Source organism: Microbacterium sp. NPDC055665, from assembly GCF_053618035.1.
Genome location: NZ_JBSHGY010000004.1, coordinates 113,587 through 128,573, shown reverse-complemented (window position 1 = coordinate 128,573; position 14,987 = coordinate 113,587). Strand labels below are relative to the sequence as shown.

14 protein-coding genes are annotated in these 14,987 nt (G+C 69.6%); 6 read left to right on the top strand and 8 right to left on the bottom strand.

Translation table 11 applies throughout. The features are described from left to right. Positions 1-6 precede the first annotated feature (6 nt). The 8 genes from ACWGO6_RS12280 to ACWGO6_RS12245 form a co-directional block, all read right to left on the bottom strand. Entirely contained in the window at positions 7-819 is an 813-nt protein-coding gene (locus tag ACWGO6_RS12280) for a serine hydrolase (protein ID WP_452326844.1), read from the bottom strand. Continuing rightward, positions 816-1,649 carry a serine hydrolase gene (locus ACWGO6_RS12275; protein WP_452326843.1) on the bottom strand — a complete coding sequence of 278 codons (834 nt, stop codon included), beginning with the start codon at positions 1,647-1,649 and terminating at the stop codon, positions 816-818. Before ACWGO6_RS12275 ends, ACWGO6_RS12280 begins: the two co-directional genes overlap by 4 nt. Then, positions 1,646-2,593, bottom strand: coding sequence for a S66 peptidase family protein (locus tag ACWGO6_RS12270; RefSeq protein WP_452326842.1), 948 nt, complete (start codon positions 2,591-2,593; stop codon positions 1,646-1,648). The genes ACWGO6_RS12275 and ACWGO6_RS12270 overlap by 4 nt, the downstream gene beginning before the upstream one ends. Continuing rightward, positions 2,590-4,239 carry an ATP-binding cassette domain-containing protein gene (locus ACWGO6_RS12265; protein WP_452326841.1) on the bottom strand — a complete coding sequence of 550 codons (1,650 nt, stop codon included), beginning with the start codon at positions 4,237-4,239 and terminating at the stop codon, positions 2,590-2,592. The genes ACWGO6_RS12270 and ACWGO6_RS12265 overlap by 4 nt, the downstream gene beginning before the upstream one ends. A gap of 1 nt (position 4,240) precedes the next feature. Beyond that, positions 4,241-5,155 carry an ABC transporter permease gene (locus ACWGO6_RS12260; RefSeq protein WP_136042111.1) on the bottom strand — a complete coding sequence of 305 codons (915 nt, stop codon included), beginning with the start codon at positions 5,153-5,155 and terminating at the stop codon, positions 4,241-4,243. Next, positions 5,152-6,195 (bottom strand): ABC transporter permease, encoded by a 1,044-nt coding sequence (locus ACWGO6_RS12255; protein WP_136042110.1) that lies wholly within the window; start codon positions 6,193-6,195, stop codon positions 5,152-5,154. Before ACWGO6_RS12255 ends, ACWGO6_RS12260 begins: the two co-directional genes overlap by 4 nt. A gap of 71 nt (positions 6,196-6,266) precedes the next feature. Then, positions 6,267-8,099 carry an ABC transporter substrate-binding protein gene (locus ACWGO6_RS12250; RefSeq protein WP_136042109.1) on the bottom strand — a complete coding sequence of 611 codons (1,833 nt, stop codon included), beginning with the start codon at positions 8,097-8,099 and terminating at the stop codon, positions 6,267-6,269. Between the two features lie 289 nt (positions 8,100-8,388). Further along, positions 8,389-9,477, bottom strand: coding sequence for a M20/M25/M40 family metallo-hydrolase (locus tag ACWGO6_RS12245; RefSeq protein ID WP_452326840.1), 1,089 nt, complete (start codon positions 9,475-9,477; stop codon positions 8,389-8,391). 153 nt (positions 9,478-9,630) lie between these two features. Between ACWGO6_RS12245 and ACWGO6_RS12240 the strand changes: the two genes are divergently transcribed. The 6 genes from ACWGO6_RS12240 to ACWGO6_RS12215 are packed head-to-tail and all read left to right on the top strand — an operon-like array spanning position 9,631 to position 14,978. After that, entirely contained in the window at positions 9,631-10,410 is a 780-nt protein-coding gene (locus tag ACWGO6_RS12240; protein ID WP_452326839.1) for a hypothetical protein, read from the top strand. Next, on the top strand, positions 10,407-11,096 hold the full coding sequence (locus tag ACWGO6_RS12235; RefSeq protein ID WP_452326838.1) for a MurR/RpiR family transcriptional regulator: 690 nt from the start codon (positions 10,407-10,409) through the stop codon (positions 11,094-11,096). Before ACWGO6_RS12240 ends, ACWGO6_RS12235 begins: the two co-directional genes overlap by 4 nt. Beyond that, entirely contained in the window at positions 11,093-12,241 is a 1,149-nt protein-coding gene (gene menC / locus ACWGO6_RS12230; protein ID WP_452326837.1) for an o-succinylbenzoate synthase, read from the top strand. Before ACWGO6_RS12235 ends, menC begins: the two co-directional genes overlap by 4 nt. A gap of 25 nt (positions 12,242-12,266) precedes the next feature. Further along, positions 12,267-13,157, top strand: a complete 891-nt coding sequence (locus ACWGO6_RS12225; RefSeq protein WP_136042104.1) for an aminotransferase class IV — start codon at positions 12,267-12,269, stop codon at positions 13,155-13,157. 16 nt (positions 13,158-13,173) lie between these two features. Beyond that, a complete protein-coding gene (locus ACWGO6_RS12220; RefSeq protein WP_376106612.1) occupies positions 13,174-14,268 on the top strand; it encodes a dipeptidase in 1,095 nt (364 codons plus the stop codon). Further along, positions 14,265-14,978, top strand: a complete 714-nt coding sequence (locus tag ACWGO6_RS12215; RefSeq protein WP_452326836.1) for a type 1 glutamine amidotransferase — start codon at positions 14,265-14,267, stop codon at positions 14,976-14,978. The genes ACWGO6_RS12220 and ACWGO6_RS12215 overlap by 4 nt, the downstream gene beginning before the upstream one ends. The last annotated feature ends 9 nt before the right edge of the window (positions 14,979-14,987 follow it).

Genomic DNA, 14,987 nt, shown 5'->3' with positions numbered 1-14,987 from the left:
GTGAACTCACCCGGCGAGCGCGCTGCGGATGCCCTCGCCGATCCTGCGCATCGCGGCCAGCACCGGCCCCCGCCCGTCTGCGCCGCGGTCCCAGTTCGCCAGCACCGCATAGGCGATCCGGCGATCCGGCGACATCACGATGCCGGTATCGGCGCGCACCCGCGAGATCGTGCCGGTCTTGTTGAGCAGCCAGATGCCGCGGTCGAAGCCCCAGTGTGCGAGGGGGTCGAGGTCGAAGGCGGACGCGACCATCGACAGGTCCATCCCCGCGCCGAGCCAGCGTCGGAGGGTGTCGGCCGATGCCGGGGTGAGGTCGGTCCCGTCGGCGAGACGCGTCATGAATCGCACCAGTTCGGTGGCGCTCGCATGCGACAGCGTCGTCGGCGCGCCGGGCGGGATCGGCCACCGCACGATGTCGTCCAGCGCGGAGGACGTGTAGCCCAGGGCGCGCGTGTGCTCCTGGACCACGGGGATACCGATCACCCGCCCCAGGGTGTTCGTCGCGGCGTTGTCGCTGACCGCGCCGATGAGTGCGGCAACGTCGTAGAGCGACAGCTCCGCCGCCTGCAGCAGGTACCAGAGCCCGGAGTCGTCGATGGACTCCACGGGGCGGCGCGTCACGCGCTCCTCCAGGCTCCGCGTGCCGGCATCGACCTCGGTGAGCAGCCGATGCAGGAGGAAGACCTTGCCGACGCTCGCGGTGTCGAGCACCGTCTCGGGCGCATGCTCGAGCAGCACCTCGCCGGAGTCGATGTCCTTCACCAGCACCGACCACACCGCGCCGTGGTCGGCGGGCAGCTCCGTGTCGATGACGCTCATGCGAGCGCCTCGTCACGCGCGAGTCCGGTGACATGCAGCCGGATCCGTTCTCCGATGTCTCTCATGCAGTCGATGACGGGCGCTCGCAGATCGGTCGGGCTCTGCTTCCAGTTCGCGGCCACCGCGTAGGCGACGGCGGCGACGGGACCGCGGAGCAGGCCGGTGTCGACGCGGGCGAATGCGACGCTGCCGGTCTTGTGCCGCAGGACCATGCCCTGGTACTCGGCGTCGACGTGGGCGAGCGGGTCGAGCAGGAAGGCATCGGCGGCCATGGACGTGTCGGTGTCGGCGGCCAGCCAGTCGAGCACGCGTGCGCTCACGGCGGGGGAGAAGGCTTCGCCGGCACCGAGTCGGCGCATCAGGTCGGCCAGCTCCGCCGCGGTGCCGTACGACGGTGTCCAGGGTAAATCGGGGGTGCGCTCGTTGCGGATGTAGTCGTGCAGCGAGGTCTGCGTGTACCCGAGGGTCGGCGCGACGGCGCGCACGGACTCGAGCCCGCACAGGTGGATGAGGGCGTTCGTGGCGAGGTTGTCGCTCACCGCGCCGACGAGGAGGGCGGCGTCGTGCACGCCGATGCGCTGGCCCCGCATCCGGTAAAGCAGGCCGGAGTCCTCCACCCGGTGCTCCTCCGGGATGGCGACCGGCTGATCCGGATCGAGTGTGCCGTCTTCGAGTCGGCGCGCGACTTCGAGCAGGAGGAAGACCTTGCCGATGCTGGCGGTCTCGCACTGCACGTGCGGTTCGTGCTCGGCGAGGGTGGCGCCGCTCTCGGCGTCGATCACCCGCACCGACCAGGTGACGCGGGGATCGAGCGTCGGCACGGCGATCATCCGGGCACTCCCACCGTGAGTCGCGGTTCGTCCGACATGGCATCGAGGACACCGTCGACGCCGAGGGGGATCGTCAGGGCGTGCGGGTCGTGTCCGAAGCCCTGCTCCCACAGCACGGGCACACCCGCATCCTGGAACTCGTCGCGCATGAGGGAGTGCACGAGCTCGAGGTCGCCGCATTCGTGCCAGGAGCCCAGCACGATGGCGTTCGCCTGCGCGAGCCGCCCCGCCCTCCGCAGCTGCGTCACGAAGCTGTCGAGCCGGTAGGGCTCCTCGGTGATGTCCTCGAGGAACAGGATGCCGGGAGCGGGCACGGCCGCCTCGGGGGCGCCGAGTCCGGCGGCGAGAAGGCTCAGGTTGCCGCCGGTGAAGCGTCCGACCGCACGGCCCGGCATCATCACCTCGGTCTTCGGGCCGATCAGCTCGCGTCCGCGCCAGGGCTCGAACAACCAGCGCTGCACGTCGTGGCGGACCTGTTCGGAGTCGCGGAAGACGTTGTTGCCCGCCATGGGGCAGAACAGCGTCGCCAGGTCCAGGTGCGCCCGCACGGTCTCGTGCAGCGCGGTGATGTCGGAGGAGCCGGTGAGGAGCTTCGGGCGACCGTCGCGCCGCAGTGCTCCGCGGCGCATCTCCGCCCAGTCGATGCCGTCGAGCAGCCGCAGTGCCCCGTACCCGCCCCGGGCGGCCACGACGGCGTCCACGTCCGGGTCCATCCACGCATCGACGAGATCCGAACGGCGCACATCGTCGGGACCGGCGAGGTACGACGCGCGCGGGTGCGGGGTGAGCACGTGATCGCCCACCCGCACCCGCAGCCCCCACGACTCGTAGTAGTCGACGGCGCGCTGCGTGTTCTCCTCGTTGCCGGGCCCCGACGGCGAGACGATCGCCACCGTGTCTCCAGGCTGCAGCGGCGCGGAGTCGAGGTAGGGAGAGGTCGTCACGCCGGCTGCTCCTCGATGCGCGGTGCGGCGGAGAGCAGATGCCGGGTGTACTCGTGCTGCGGATTCAACAGGACCTCCTCGGTCGTGCCCCGTTCGACGATCTCCCCGCGGTACATCACGGCGACGCTGTGGGCGATGTTCCAGGCGAGGCCCAGGTCGTGCGTGATGACGAGCGCGGATAGTCCGAGCCGTCGGCGCAGGTCGAGCAGCAGTCCGAGGATCTCTCCCCGCACCGAGGCGTCGAGCGAAGCGACGGGTTCGTCGGCGATGAGCATCTGCGGTTGCACGGCGAGGGCTCCGGCGATCACCACGCGCTGGCGCTGCCCGCCGCTGAGTTCCTGCGGGATGGCGCTGAAGAACCTCTCCGGCGGCGTCATCTCCGCATCCGTGAGGCTCTGGGCCACGCGCGCGCGTTCGTCGCCCGTGAAGCGCTGCACCCGCAGACCTTCGGCGACCGACTCGTACACGCTGTGTTTCGGGTTGAGCGCGGCCCATGGGTCCTGGAGAACGAGCTGCACCTGGGAGCGGAAGTGCGCGAGGTCGCGGCCTTTCGTCGGCATCTCGGCTCCGTCGAACAGGATCCGGGAGCCGGGGTCGGCGGGCTGCAGACCCATGAGCGCCCGGGCGAGCGTCGACTTGCCCGATCCGGATTGGCCGACCAGGGCGACGATCTCACCTCGACGCACGGTGAGGTCGACGTCGCGCACGGCGTGCACGGGTCGGCTGCCCGAGCGATAGGTGACGTTGACCCCGCGGGCCTCCAGCAGCACCTCGTCGCCATGGGCGATGTCCGGCACCTCTTCGGCACCCTGCCCGTGTCGGGTGACCGGCGCCAGGCGGGAGGCCGGATCGCCGATGGTGGGGAAGGCATCGGCCAGCTGCCGGGTGTAGTCCTGCGTCGGACGTGTGCAGACGGCGTAGCTCTCACCGACCTCGACGAGTTCGCCGTCGCGCATGATGGCGATGCGCTGGCACGCCGTCGCGAGGACCGACAGGTCGTGGCTGATCATCAGCATCGAGATGCCGCGCTCGGAGACGAGCCGCGAGATCATGTCGAGGATCTGCTTCTGCACGATGACATCGAGAGCGGTCGTCGGCTCGTCGGCGATGATGACCTCGGGGTCGCACGCCAGTGCCATCGCGATCATCACCCGCTGCTTCTGGCCGCCGGAGAGTTCGTGCGGGTACGACTCGGACTTCTGCTGCGGGAGGTCGACGACCTCCAGCAGCTCCGCCATGCGCTGCTTGCGGCCCTTCTCGGTCTTCCAGCGATCCGACGCGTGCAGCTCCAGGGCCTCGAGCAGCTGCCAGCCCACGGTCCGCACCGGGTTGAGCGAGTGCATCGCCCCCTGGAACACGATGGAGGTCTGCGCCCAGCGCACCGCGCGCAGCTGGCCGAAGGAGAGCTCGGCGACGTCCTGGTCGCCCAGGAGCACGCGGCCGCTCAGGCGTGCGTTGTGGGGGAGCAGGCGCAGCACGCTCATCGCCAGGGTCGATTTGCCGGAACCCGACTCCCCGGCGATGCCGAGCGTCTGGCCCGTCGGCAGCGTGAGCGAGACGTTGCGGACAGCGGCGACCTCGTCTCGGCCGGCGCGCCCGGCGGTGCGGTAGGTGATCGAGACGTCGTCGAAGATCAGATCGGGCATGTCATCGGCTCCTCAGCGTCGGGTTCGTGATGTTCTCGACGGCGCGGCCCATCAGGGTGAACGACAGCACCACCAGGACGATCGCGATACCGGGCACGAGCACGTACCACCAGTAGCCGCTGGTCGCCGCGGACACGTCCATCGCGTTCTTCAGGATCGAGCCCCAGGACTGCAGCGTGGTGTCGCCGAGCCCGAGGAACGCCAGCGTGGACTCGGAGATGATCGCCGAACCCACCGTGAGTGTGGTGTTGGCGAGCACAAGAGGCAGCACGCCGGGGAGGAGGTGCTTGATGATGATGTGCCAGTGACCGGCGCCGAGGGCACGAGAGCGCTCGATGTAGTCGCGCGATTCGATCGACAGGGTCTGCGCCCGGACCACGCGCGCCGTGCCCGCCCAGGAGGTGAGTCCGATCGCGATGATGATCGTCCAGACACCGCGGCTGAGCACCGAGGAGAGCACGATCGCGAGGATGAGCGAGGGCAGCACGAGGAAGAAGTCGATGATGCGCATCATCAGGCCGCCGAAGAACCCGGTGAAGTGACCGGCGGAGAGCCCGACCAGTGTGCCGATGACCATCGACATGGCGGTGGCCGCGAGTCCGACCAGAAGCGAGACGCGCGCCCCCCACACCATGCGGACCCAGATCTCGCGGCCCTGCTGGTCAGTGCCGAGCGGATGCTGCCACGAGGGTGGGGCGAACCGCTCCGGGTCGACGAGCTTGGTGACGTCGAGCATGCTCGACGGCGCGATCACCGGGGCCAGGATGGCCACCGCCGCGACGATGATCAGGAAGATCAGACCGACCATGCCCGCGCGGTGGTGCGTGAACTGGCGGCAGAAGTCGGCGAATGCCGCACCACGACGGTGCCAGGCGAGCGCGCGGGGCGAGCGGATGGAAGTGGATGCCGTGCTCATGCGCGCCTCACCCTCGGGTCGAGCTGACGGTAGATGAGGTCCGCGACGAGGTTCATCACGATGATGATCGTGGAGAACACCACGAAGGTGCCCTGCAGGAGCGGGAGGTCGGGACCGGAGATGGCCTCGAAGGTGAGCTTGCCCAGACCGGGCCACGAGAACACGGTCTCCACCGTCACCGCCCCGGCGATCAGCCCGCCGATATGCATGAAGACGAGCGTGACGGTCGGGAGCAGGGCGTTGGGGACGGCATGGCGGCGACGCACGAGGTCTTCCCGCAGCCCCTTCGCGCGCGCAGTCGTGAGGTAGTCGGCGCCCATCTCCTCCAGGAGCGAGCTGCGCATCACCATCAGGTACTGCGCATAGACGACGGCGACCATCGTGATCACCGGCAGGACCATGTGCGAGATCACGTCGAGGACGGCGCCGACGGGATCGGTGGGCGGGTTGGGGGAGACCATCCCGCCGGTGGGGAACCAGTGCAGCGTGCCGCCGAAGATCATCAGCAGCAGCAGGGCGAGCCAGAACGTCGGGACCGACCAGAACACCAGCGAGGTGCCGGAGACGATGCGGTCGAAGGTGGAGCCGTGCTTCCACGCGGCCTTCTGGCCGAGCCACAGGCCGAGGGCGATGGCGATGATCGCCGCGGTGCCGGTGAGGAGGATCGTGTTCCAGAAGTACATGCCGATGAGTTCGGAGACCGAGGTGCGGTAGACGTAGCTCGTTCCGAAGTTCAGGGTGAAGACGTTGCCGAGGTAGTCGAAGAACTGCTGCCACAGGGGCTTGTTCAGCCCGAGCTGCTCGCGCAGCTGCGCCACCTGCTCGGCGCTCATGCCGCGCTCGCGCGCGATCGATGCGACCGGGTCGCCCGGCAGGATCTTGAAGGCGAAGAATCCGAGGAGGATGACCATCGCCATGCTGATGGCTGCGCCGCCCAGCTTGACCAGGAAGTAGCGGAGGCCACCGAGGCCTCTCGGCTGCTCCTCGGCGGCGGCGCTGGTGGCGATGGCGGATGTGGAGGGGGGAACCGCGTTCGACATGAAGTCTCCTTACAGCGGACCGGGAGACGCCGCGGGGACGGATGTCCGCCGCCCGCGGCGTCTCGCTGGACTCATTCGACGTCGGCGATGTTGCGACGACGGATCAGGAAGAAGACGAGTCCTCCGATGAGGACCACTCCCACCACGATGCCTCCGATGATGAGTCCGGTGTTCGTGCCGGTGCCGCTGGCGGTCGCGCCCTCGACGGGCTCCACCGTGAGGTAGCCCCAGTAGCCGGCCTGGTTCGCGATGATGCCGCCGTCCTTGGGCTGCAGCGTGAAGCCGGTGAAGCGGTCGGAGCGGTAGGCCTCGAGCGAGTTGGCGTACCAGGTGGCGACCTGTGCCGTGTCGGTGTAGTTCAGCGCCAGCATGTCGTGCACGATCTCCTGGCGCTTCTCCTCGTCGGTCTCCGAGCGCTGCTGGGCGTACAGCTCGTCGAACTCGGGGTTGCAGTAGCCGTCCTGCGTGGTGCCGCCGGTGCCGTCGGTCGCCGTGGGCAGGTTCATGCAGGTGTTGATGCCGAGCTGGTAGTCGGGGTCGGGGTTGACGGACCATCCGCTGAAGTACAGGTCGTAGTCGCCCGACGTGGCCTTCGCGCTGATGGTGTCCGAGTCGGTCGACTCGACGGCGATCTCGATCCCGATGTCCTTCATCCACGGGACGAAGAACTCGGCGATGGACTGCTCGTTCGAGTCGTCGGCGTCCGTCAGCAGGCGCAGGCTCAGACGCTGTCCGTCCTTCTCCCTGATGCCATCGGCAGCGGGCGCCCAGCCTGCGTCGTCGAGCTTCGCCTTCGCCGCCTCCGGGTCGAACCCGACGATCACCTCGTCGTCGTCTGCGAGGTGCCACTTCGGGAAGGACGCGGGGATGAAGCTGGTGGCCTGCACGCCCTCGCCGGAGAGCACCTTGTCGAGCAGCGTCTCCGTGTCGGTGCCGAGGCGGATCGCCTGGCGGACCTCGATATCCTTCAGCGCCGCGTTACCGGTGCCGTAGGGCACGTTCTCGCGGGTCTGCTGGCCCAGGTTGATGCTGATCGAGTGATAGCGGCGGCCGATCCCGGAATGGGTGGTGACGCCCTCGACGCCGTCGAGCGCCTCGAACTGCGTCGGGGTGAGACCCGAGACGAGGTCGACGTCACCCGCCTTCAGTGCCTGCACCTGGGCGTCCGAGTTGGTGTAGTACACGTACTGGATCGCGTCGATCTTGGGGGCGCCACGCCAGAAGTTCTTGTTGGCCTTGAGCACGATCGACTGGTTGGCCGAGTAGCTGTCCAGGACGAAGGGGCCGGAGCCGACCACCTCGGAGTCGTTCGCGAACGTGGTCGGGTCGTCGACCGCCTCCCAGATGTGCTGCGGGACGATCGGGATCTCGGAACCGGGGTTGGGTGCCTGCGGCGTCTTGAGGGAGATCACGACGGTCTTGTCGTCGGGGGTCTCGACCGAGTCGAAGTTGGAGACGAGGTTGCCGTTCGCCGTCGCCAGCGCCGGCACGGTCATCATCTGGTCGTAGGTGTACTTCACGTCGGCCGAGGTGATGGGCTCGCCGTCCGACCACTTCAGGTCGTCCTGCAGGGTGAAGGTCCAGGTCTGACCGCCGTCGGTGGCTTCCCAGGAATCGGCGAGGCCCTTGGTGGGGGAACCGTCCTCGGCGTCGTTCTGCACGAGCGACTCGTACACGTAGCGGATGATGTTCGTCGGCGTCAGGTAGATCGAGATGAACGGGTTGAACGTGTCGACGAAGCCGGACGTCGCGATGCGCAGCGTGGTGTCCGAGGCGGGGGATTCGGTCGCGGCACTCACCGACTGCGCCTGAGCGGCACCGGCGGGAGCAGCGATGAGCAGCGCGGAGGCGATCGCAGCGGCGGTCAGACTTCGTGCTGTTCTGGAGCGGGGGGCAAGACGCATAGAAGAAGTCCCTTCGGGCGCCGCCCGGATCCACGATGAAGCCGGGTCGGTGGAGACCATGCAAGCGGAAGTCTGCCCCGGGGTCAAGGGATTCGTTGCGTATCGTCGAAGATTTTTCGCAAGTCGGCATCTCGGCGCAGGTTGCTCTCCGGGTGTAACAGCGCGGAAACATGCGGATGCAAGGATGCGCCCCACACGAAGGGGGCTCAGCTATGCAGTATTTCCGTCCCGAGATCCGGAACGTATCCCTGGGATCAGCGTGATCAGGGCGCAAACGGGAATCGTATCCTCACTCCGCGGGAAGGGTGAGCACGGCACGCAGGAGTTCGACGCGCTCGCCGAGGGAGGAGCGCAGGAAGTGCTCGTCCTCCGCATGCGCGCCGCCCCCGCGGGGTCCGAATCCGTCGACCGTGGGCAGCCCGAGGGCGCCGAGAAGATTGGTGTCGCCCGCGCCGGCCGCCGGACGTGCCTCGACGTGCTGTCCGATGCCGGCGGCGGACCGTTCGATGGTCGCCACCAGCGCGGCGTCCTGCGCGGAGGCAGCCCAGGCAGGGCGGGCGCTCAGGGTCTCGACGACGATCTCCGCACCGGCGCGGACGGGCGCAAGCGACGTGAGTGCCCGCATCACGCGCTCCTCGGTGACCGGATCGGTGAAGCGGAGACCGATCTCCGCCTGCGCCTGCGCGGGGATGACGTTGGCGCGGGCACCACCGGAGATCGTCCCGACATTGCAGAGCACCGGTCCCGGCAGGGCGGGATCCGCGACGATCTCCCGCACGCGCAGCAACTGATCGACGAGCTCGTCCACAGCGGAGATGCCGTGCTCGGGGTCGAGGGCGGCGTGTGCGGCGCGCCCGGTGACCGCGATCCTGACCCGTGCGCTCCCGCGCCTGCCGACCTTGAGCGCGCCGTCCGGATGCGGCGACTCGAATCCGATGGCGGCGACGGCTCCGCGTGCGCGTTCGGCGAGCAGGGGGCCGGACTCGGGCGAGCCGACCTCTTCGTCGGCAACCAGGACGATGCGCACGGCCCGGCGGCGTTCGCGCGGGAGCGGCTGGAGTCGTCGCAAGGCCTCGAGCATGACCACGATTCCGGCCTTCATGTCGTAGGGGCCGGGCCCGCGCACGACGTCGCCCTGCTCAGACCAGGGCAGCACGCCGTCGAGGGCGCCCGCCGGCCACACGGTGTCGGTGTGACCGATCAGGAGGTACGGATCGCCGGCGCCGGCGACGTCGATGACGAGATCCGTTCCCGCGGCGGTCGTCTCCTGACGGACCTCCCCGCCGACACCCTCGAACCATCCGGTGAGGAGATCGGCGATGGTGCGGCTCGCCTCGACATCTCGGGTGGGCGACTCTCGCGTCACAAGTTCACGCACGAGTGCGATGATGTCGTCTGAAGGGTGGTCCGCTCCGGGAGCTGCCGGGAAAGTGGTCACAGTTACGAACCGTATCTGCCTCTTGATTGACGTGCAACCCGCCGATAACATCGCTCCCAGCCGCATCACTCGTTCGATCTTAGGAAACGTATCGTGCCTCACTCTTCGGTGGCCGCCGACGCGGGCGTCGGTTACGACTGCCGCGAACTGACCCAGTACTCCGAGTTCCGTGAGGCGGCGGCACTCTATGCACGTGTCTTCGCGTACACCGAGCAGGAGTACGCGCTCAACGCCAATCTGCTCACCGCGCTCGCCCGCAACGGAGGATCCGCGGTGGGGGCCTTCGCAGACGACGGCGGGCTCATCGGGTTCGCGTACGGCTTCGCGGGCTGCGATGCGAGCGGGACCCACTTCCACTACTCGCAGGCGGCCGCGGTCGACGCCTCGCAGCAGGGCCGCGGGGTCGGTCAGGCGCTCAAGCTCGCCCAACGCGACGTCGCGCTCCGGTGGGGGCAGCAGTCCATGCGCTGGACCTTCGATCCGCTGTTGGCGCGGAACGCGCACTTCAACCTCAGCTCCCTCGGCGCGGTCGGCATCGCGTTCGAACGCGACTACTACGCCCGACCGGACACCGACCGGCTCGTGGTCTCCTGGAACCTGACCCGGGATGCGCCCCGGGCACCGCGATCGGGTGCTCCTGTGACGCTGACCAGGGAGGACTGGGGACGCGTGGTGCACGCTGACGACGTCGACTGGATCGCGATCCCCGCTCGTGCGGACGAGCTCTCTCCCGGCGAACGCTCGGCGCTGCGGCGGCAGCTGGAGAGTGCGATGACGGAGGTGTTCCGACGCGGCGACGTCCTCGTCGCTGCCTCCCGCGTCGATGAGCACACCGCGGTCTACCGCGCGACATCAGGGGAGGCCATCGCATGAGCGACCAGCAGCATGAGGATCGCGAGCTCGTCTCGCCGCGAGACCGCTTCGGCGAGCGCATCCGGACGAATCTCTCCGCCGAGAGCATCCAGGCGCGCATCATCGAGACCGAGCTGCGCACGCTCGCGCGCACCTTCGAGGAGCTGAGCACCTCGGCCCAGGTGCCGCAGGCCGCGGCGCTGCTGCTGGGCGCGCGACGACGCTATGTCGCGGGTGAGGGAAAGGCGGCGGCCTACGCGCAGCTGCTCAACGCCGACCTGTCCGCGACGCTGTCCAACGTCTTCCTCGTCGACGGGCACGCGCTGCAGCCGCTGACCGTGCTGACGGATGTGCGGGCCTCGGACGTGCTCATCGCCTTCTCCCTCCGGCGCTACCGGGAGGAGACCGTGCGGCTCGGGCAGCTGTTCCGGGAGGCGGGCGGGCAGCTCGTGGTGATCACCGACAGCGAGGACGCCCCGCTGGCCCCGCTCGCGACGTCGCTCATCCGCGTGCGCACGGGGTCGGCGTCCTATGCGGACTCGCCGACGCCGGTCGCGGCCGTCTGCCACCTGCTGAGTGCGCTGACGACGGCGAGCGCGAAGGGAGCCCGCCGCCGCCTGGCCGAGCGCGATCGGCTCGTCGCGCGACTGGGGCTCTACAGCTCGGATCCCTCGCGGCCCGAAGTCGACGAGGAGGCGGAGACGTGAGGATCACCCGCATCCGGCTGTTCGCGCTGCGTCAGGAACTGCGGCACAGCTTCGAGACCAGCTCGCATCGCAAGTCGGGCATCGAGCACATCCTCGTCGAGGCCACCGACGAGGAAGGCCGTCGCGGCTGGGGAGAGATCGCCGCGCCCAGCGACCCGTACTTCGGCGCGGAGACGACCACGACCGCATGGGAGATCGCCACCCGCTACCTCGTGCCGGCCCTGGTCGGCGCAGAGGGCGAGGAGCCTGCCGACCTGGAGACGACGTGGGCGCGGGTGCGCGGCAACGAGTTCGCCAGGGCCGGCTTCTCCGGCGCGGTGTGGGACCTCTTCGCCCGCCGCCGGGGGATCGCCCTCGCGGCGGCGCTGGGCGGCACCCGCGACGAGGTCGTGGCGGGAGTCTCGCTCGGCATCGAACCATCGATCGACGAGCTCCTGGGCCAGGTGGAGCTGCAGCGCGCCGCGGGATATCCGCGCGTGAAGCTCAAGATCGCCCCCGGGTGGGACGTGGAGCCGGTGCGAGCGGTGCGCGACGCACACCCCGACCTCGACCTCCACGTCGACGCGAACGGCGCGTATCCCGACGACGATGACTCCGCTGCCGTGTTCACCCAGCTCGACGCACTGGGGCTGACGATGATCGAGCAGCCGTTCGCCCCGCGGGAGATGGTGGCGCACGCGACGCTCCAGGCGCGCATCGGGACGGCGGTGTGTCTGGACGAGTCCGTCGTCGGGCTCGGCGATCTGCGCACGATGATCAGGCTCTCCGCCGCGCGCATCCTCAACATCAAGGTGTCGCGGATGGGGGGACTCACCGTCGCGAAGGCGGCGCACGACCTCGCCGTCGACGCCGGCATCCCCGTCTGGTGCGGGGGCATGCACGAGTTCGGGATCGGCCGGGCGGCGAATGTCGCGATCTCGGCACTGCCCGGGTTCCTGCTCCCGTCGGATGTCTCCGGCTCCGACAAGTACTACGTCGACGACATCATCGCCCCACCCGTCACCGCGGTCGAGGGCCGGGTGCAGGTTCCTCGCGGAGCGGGCATCGGCCACGACGTCCTCGTGGAGCGGATCGAGCGGGCCGCTTTCCGCACCTGGGATTCCTCCGACTCCGCCGTGCGTGACCCCGCGCTCACGCACGGGTGAGACGGCCGTTCCGGAGAGGACCATCATGCGTGCGCTGCTGCTGTATCGCCTCGACCTGTCGGGCACGTCCGCCGTCGAGGAGAGCATCCACCCGATCGACCCGCGTGAGCCGATCGTCAGGGCGACCGACCTCGGCGTCAATCGCGGCGACGGCGTGTTCGAGACCGCCGTGGTCCGCGGCGGCAGGCCGCAGGCGCTCGAGGCCCATCTGACGCGCCTCGAACGTTCGGCGGCGTTGATGGAGCTGCCCGCGCCCCGACGCGACCTGTGGCGAGCCGCGGTGCTCCGGGCGGCCGCGGAGGTGTCCCTTCCCGGAGCGCTGGAAGAGGGGGAGATCGCCTCCATCAAGTTCGTCATGACCCGGGGCGATGAATTCGACCCGGCAGGGCCGACCGGATGGGTGCTCGGGTTCGCCGGCAGCGACCCCTCCGGCGTCCGTGCCCGCGGCGTCCGCGCCGTCGTGCTGGATCGCGGCTACCGGCACGATGTGATGCAGACCGCCCCCTGGCTGCTGCAGGGAGCGAAGTCGCTCGCCTACGCAGTGAATCAGGCCGCTCTCCGGGAGGCGGCCCGTCGCGGCGCCGATGACGTGATCTTCGTGAGCGGAGACGGCTTCGTGCTCGAAGGACCCCGCTCGACGTTGATCGCCCGGATCGACGGCGAGCTCGTCACACCACCCGCCGAGCTCGGCGTCCTCCCCGGAACGACCCAGGCCGACGCATTCTCGGGAATCACCGGCGTCCCGACGAGGATCGGGGTGCTCATGCGCGACGATCTGGATCGGGCGGATGCGCTGTGGCTGTGCTCCAGCACGCGCGGTGCGGTGCCGGTGGCGCAGCTCGACGGCGTGGAGCGGGTCATCGACCATGACCTGACCGCGCGGATGAACGCAGCGCTGGATGCGCGCGAGGACTGAGAGAGGTGCACGGCGGATGCTCGACAGTGTGATCGACGGACACAACGACCTGGCCTGGGCGAGCAGGACCCTGCTCGGGTACGGGGTGGAGGAACTCGCGGACGGCGTGCCGTCGACGCAGACCGACCTTCCCCGTCTCGCGATCGGCGGGGTGGCCGGACAGTTCTGGTCGGTGTGGGTCGATCCGGTGCTGCAGGGCGCAGAACAGGTCGTTGGAACGCTGGAGCAGATCGACTTCGTGCACCGCCTGGTCGACGCGCATCCCGAGCGCCTCGCCTTCGCGCGGACCGCTGCGGATGTGCGTGAGGCGATGGCGGAGGGGCGGATCGCCTCGCTCATCGGCATCGAAGGCGGCGGCCAGCTCGGCGGGTCGCTCGCGGTGCTGCGCCAGTACGCGCGTCTGGGCGCGAGGTACATGACGCTCACCTGGTCGCGGACGACCGCCTGGGCCGACTCCGCGACCGACGACGCGCATCACGGCGGTCTCAGTGCATGGGGCCGCGAGGTGGTGCGTGAGATGAACCGCATCGGTGTCCTCATCGATCTCTCCCACGTGGCCCCGACCACCATGCGTCATGCCCTCGAGGAGACCACCCGCCCCGTGATGGTGAGCCACTCCGGTGCGCTCGCCCTCTGCGATCACCCGCGCAACGTCCCCGACGACGTGCTCGCCGCGATCGGTGCCCAGGGCGGAGTGGTGATGGTCGCTTTCGTGCCCACGTTCGTCTCGCAGGCCCGCCGCGACTGGTGGGAGGCCGGCGGCGAGGGCGAGGCGCCGGTGGTGGGCGTCGGCGACGTGGCCGATCACCTCGACCACATCCGGCGGGTCGCGGGACCGCACGCCGTCGGCATCGGCGCGGACTACGACGGCACCGACGTGATGCCGGACGGTCTCGCCGACGTCTCCGGCTACCCGGCGCTGTTCGCCGAGCTGCGAGCGCGGGGATGGTCGGAGGCCGACCTCGCCGGCCTCGCGCACGAGAACGTGCTCCGGGTCCTCGAGGCTTCCGATCGCGATCACGAGTCCTTCCTGGCAGGGCGGGCCGCACCTCCCGCGACCGCCGCGCTGGTGCCCGCCGTGGATGTGTCGACGCGGGAGGGAGCGCTGTGAGCCCGCGCGTGCTCGTCGTCGTCAACTCGGCGAGCTCCGGACCACGACGCCTCGGGACCTGGCTCGCCGATCGCGGCATCGCGGTCGCCCCCGTGGTGGGCGCGGAGGAGGAGCTTCCCGTCACTCTCGACGGCTATTCCGGGCTGGTGCTCCTCGGAGGGGGACTGATGCCGGACGAGGACGACCGTGCACCCTGGCTCGTGGCCGAGCGCGCGCTCGCCGCCGAGGCCATCGAGCGCGACCTCCCGACACTCGGCATCTGCCTGGGTGCGCAGGTGCTCGCGCACGTCGCTGGTGGAGAGGTGAAGGCGAAGACCGGTCCCGTCGAGCGCGGGGCGACGCCCATCCATCCGACCCCGTCCGGCCGGGAGGACGCGGTGATCGCGACGCTCGGCGACGGCGCCCCGATGATCGAGAACCACCAGGACATGATCACCCGTCTGCCTCCGCGGGCGGTGCTGCTCGCATCCAGCGACGCGATCGAGATCCAGGCCTTCCGGCTGGGGCGGCACGTGCGCGGCGTGCAGTTCCACCCCGAGGCCTCGGCTGCCGATCTCGCCCGGTGGGACGACGCCGCCCTGCGGGGAGAAGGCCGGTCCTTGGCGCGACTCATCGCCGCCGCCGAGGAGGTCGACGCGCGCAACACCGAGGTCAGCCGTGCTCTCGTCGAGGCGTTCGCGGACGGGATCCTGGTCGGAGGTCGCGGGTGAACGCGGCGG

Excerpts from the sequence above, each read along its gene's own strand:
- ACWGO6_RS12280 (WP_452326844.1), bottom strand. The coding sequence starts at position 819 with ATGAGCGTCATCGACACGGAGCTGCCCGCCGACCACGGCGCGGTGTGG.
- ACWGO6_RS12275 (WP_452326843.1), bottom strand. The coding sequence starts at position 1,649 with ATGATCGCCGTGCCGACGCTCGATCCCCGCGTCACCTGGTCGGTGCGG.
- ACWGO6_RS12265 (WP_452326841.1), bottom strand. The coding sequence starts at position 4,239 with ATGCCCGATCTGATCTTCGACGACGTCTCGATCACCTACCGCACCGCC.
- ACWGO6_RS12260 (WP_136042111.1), bottom strand. The coding sequence starts at position 5,155 with ATGAGCACGGCATCCACTTCCATCCGCTCGCCCCGCGCGCTCGCCTGG.
- ACWGO6_RS12255 (WP_136042110.1), bottom strand. The coding sequence starts at position 6,195 with ATGTCGAACGCGGTTCCCCCCTCCACATCCGCCATCGCCACCAGCGCC.
- ACWGO6_RS12250 (WP_136042109.1), bottom strand. The coding sequence starts at position 8,099 with ATGCGTCTTGCCCCCCGCTCCAGAACAGCACGAAGTCTGACCGCCGCT.
- ACWGO6_RS12235 (WP_452326838.1), top strand. The coding sequence starts at position 10,407 with ATGAGCGACCAGCAGCATGAGGATCGCGAGCTCGTCTCGCCGCGAGAC.
- ACWGO6_RS12225 (WP_136042104.1), top strand. The coding sequence starts at position 12,267 with ATGCGTGCGCTGCTGCTGTATCGCCTCGACCTGTCGGGCACGTCCGCC.
- ACWGO6_RS12220 (WP_376106612.1), top strand. The coding sequence starts at position 13,174 with ATGCTCGACAGTGTGATCGACGGACACAACGACCTGGCCTGGGCGAGC.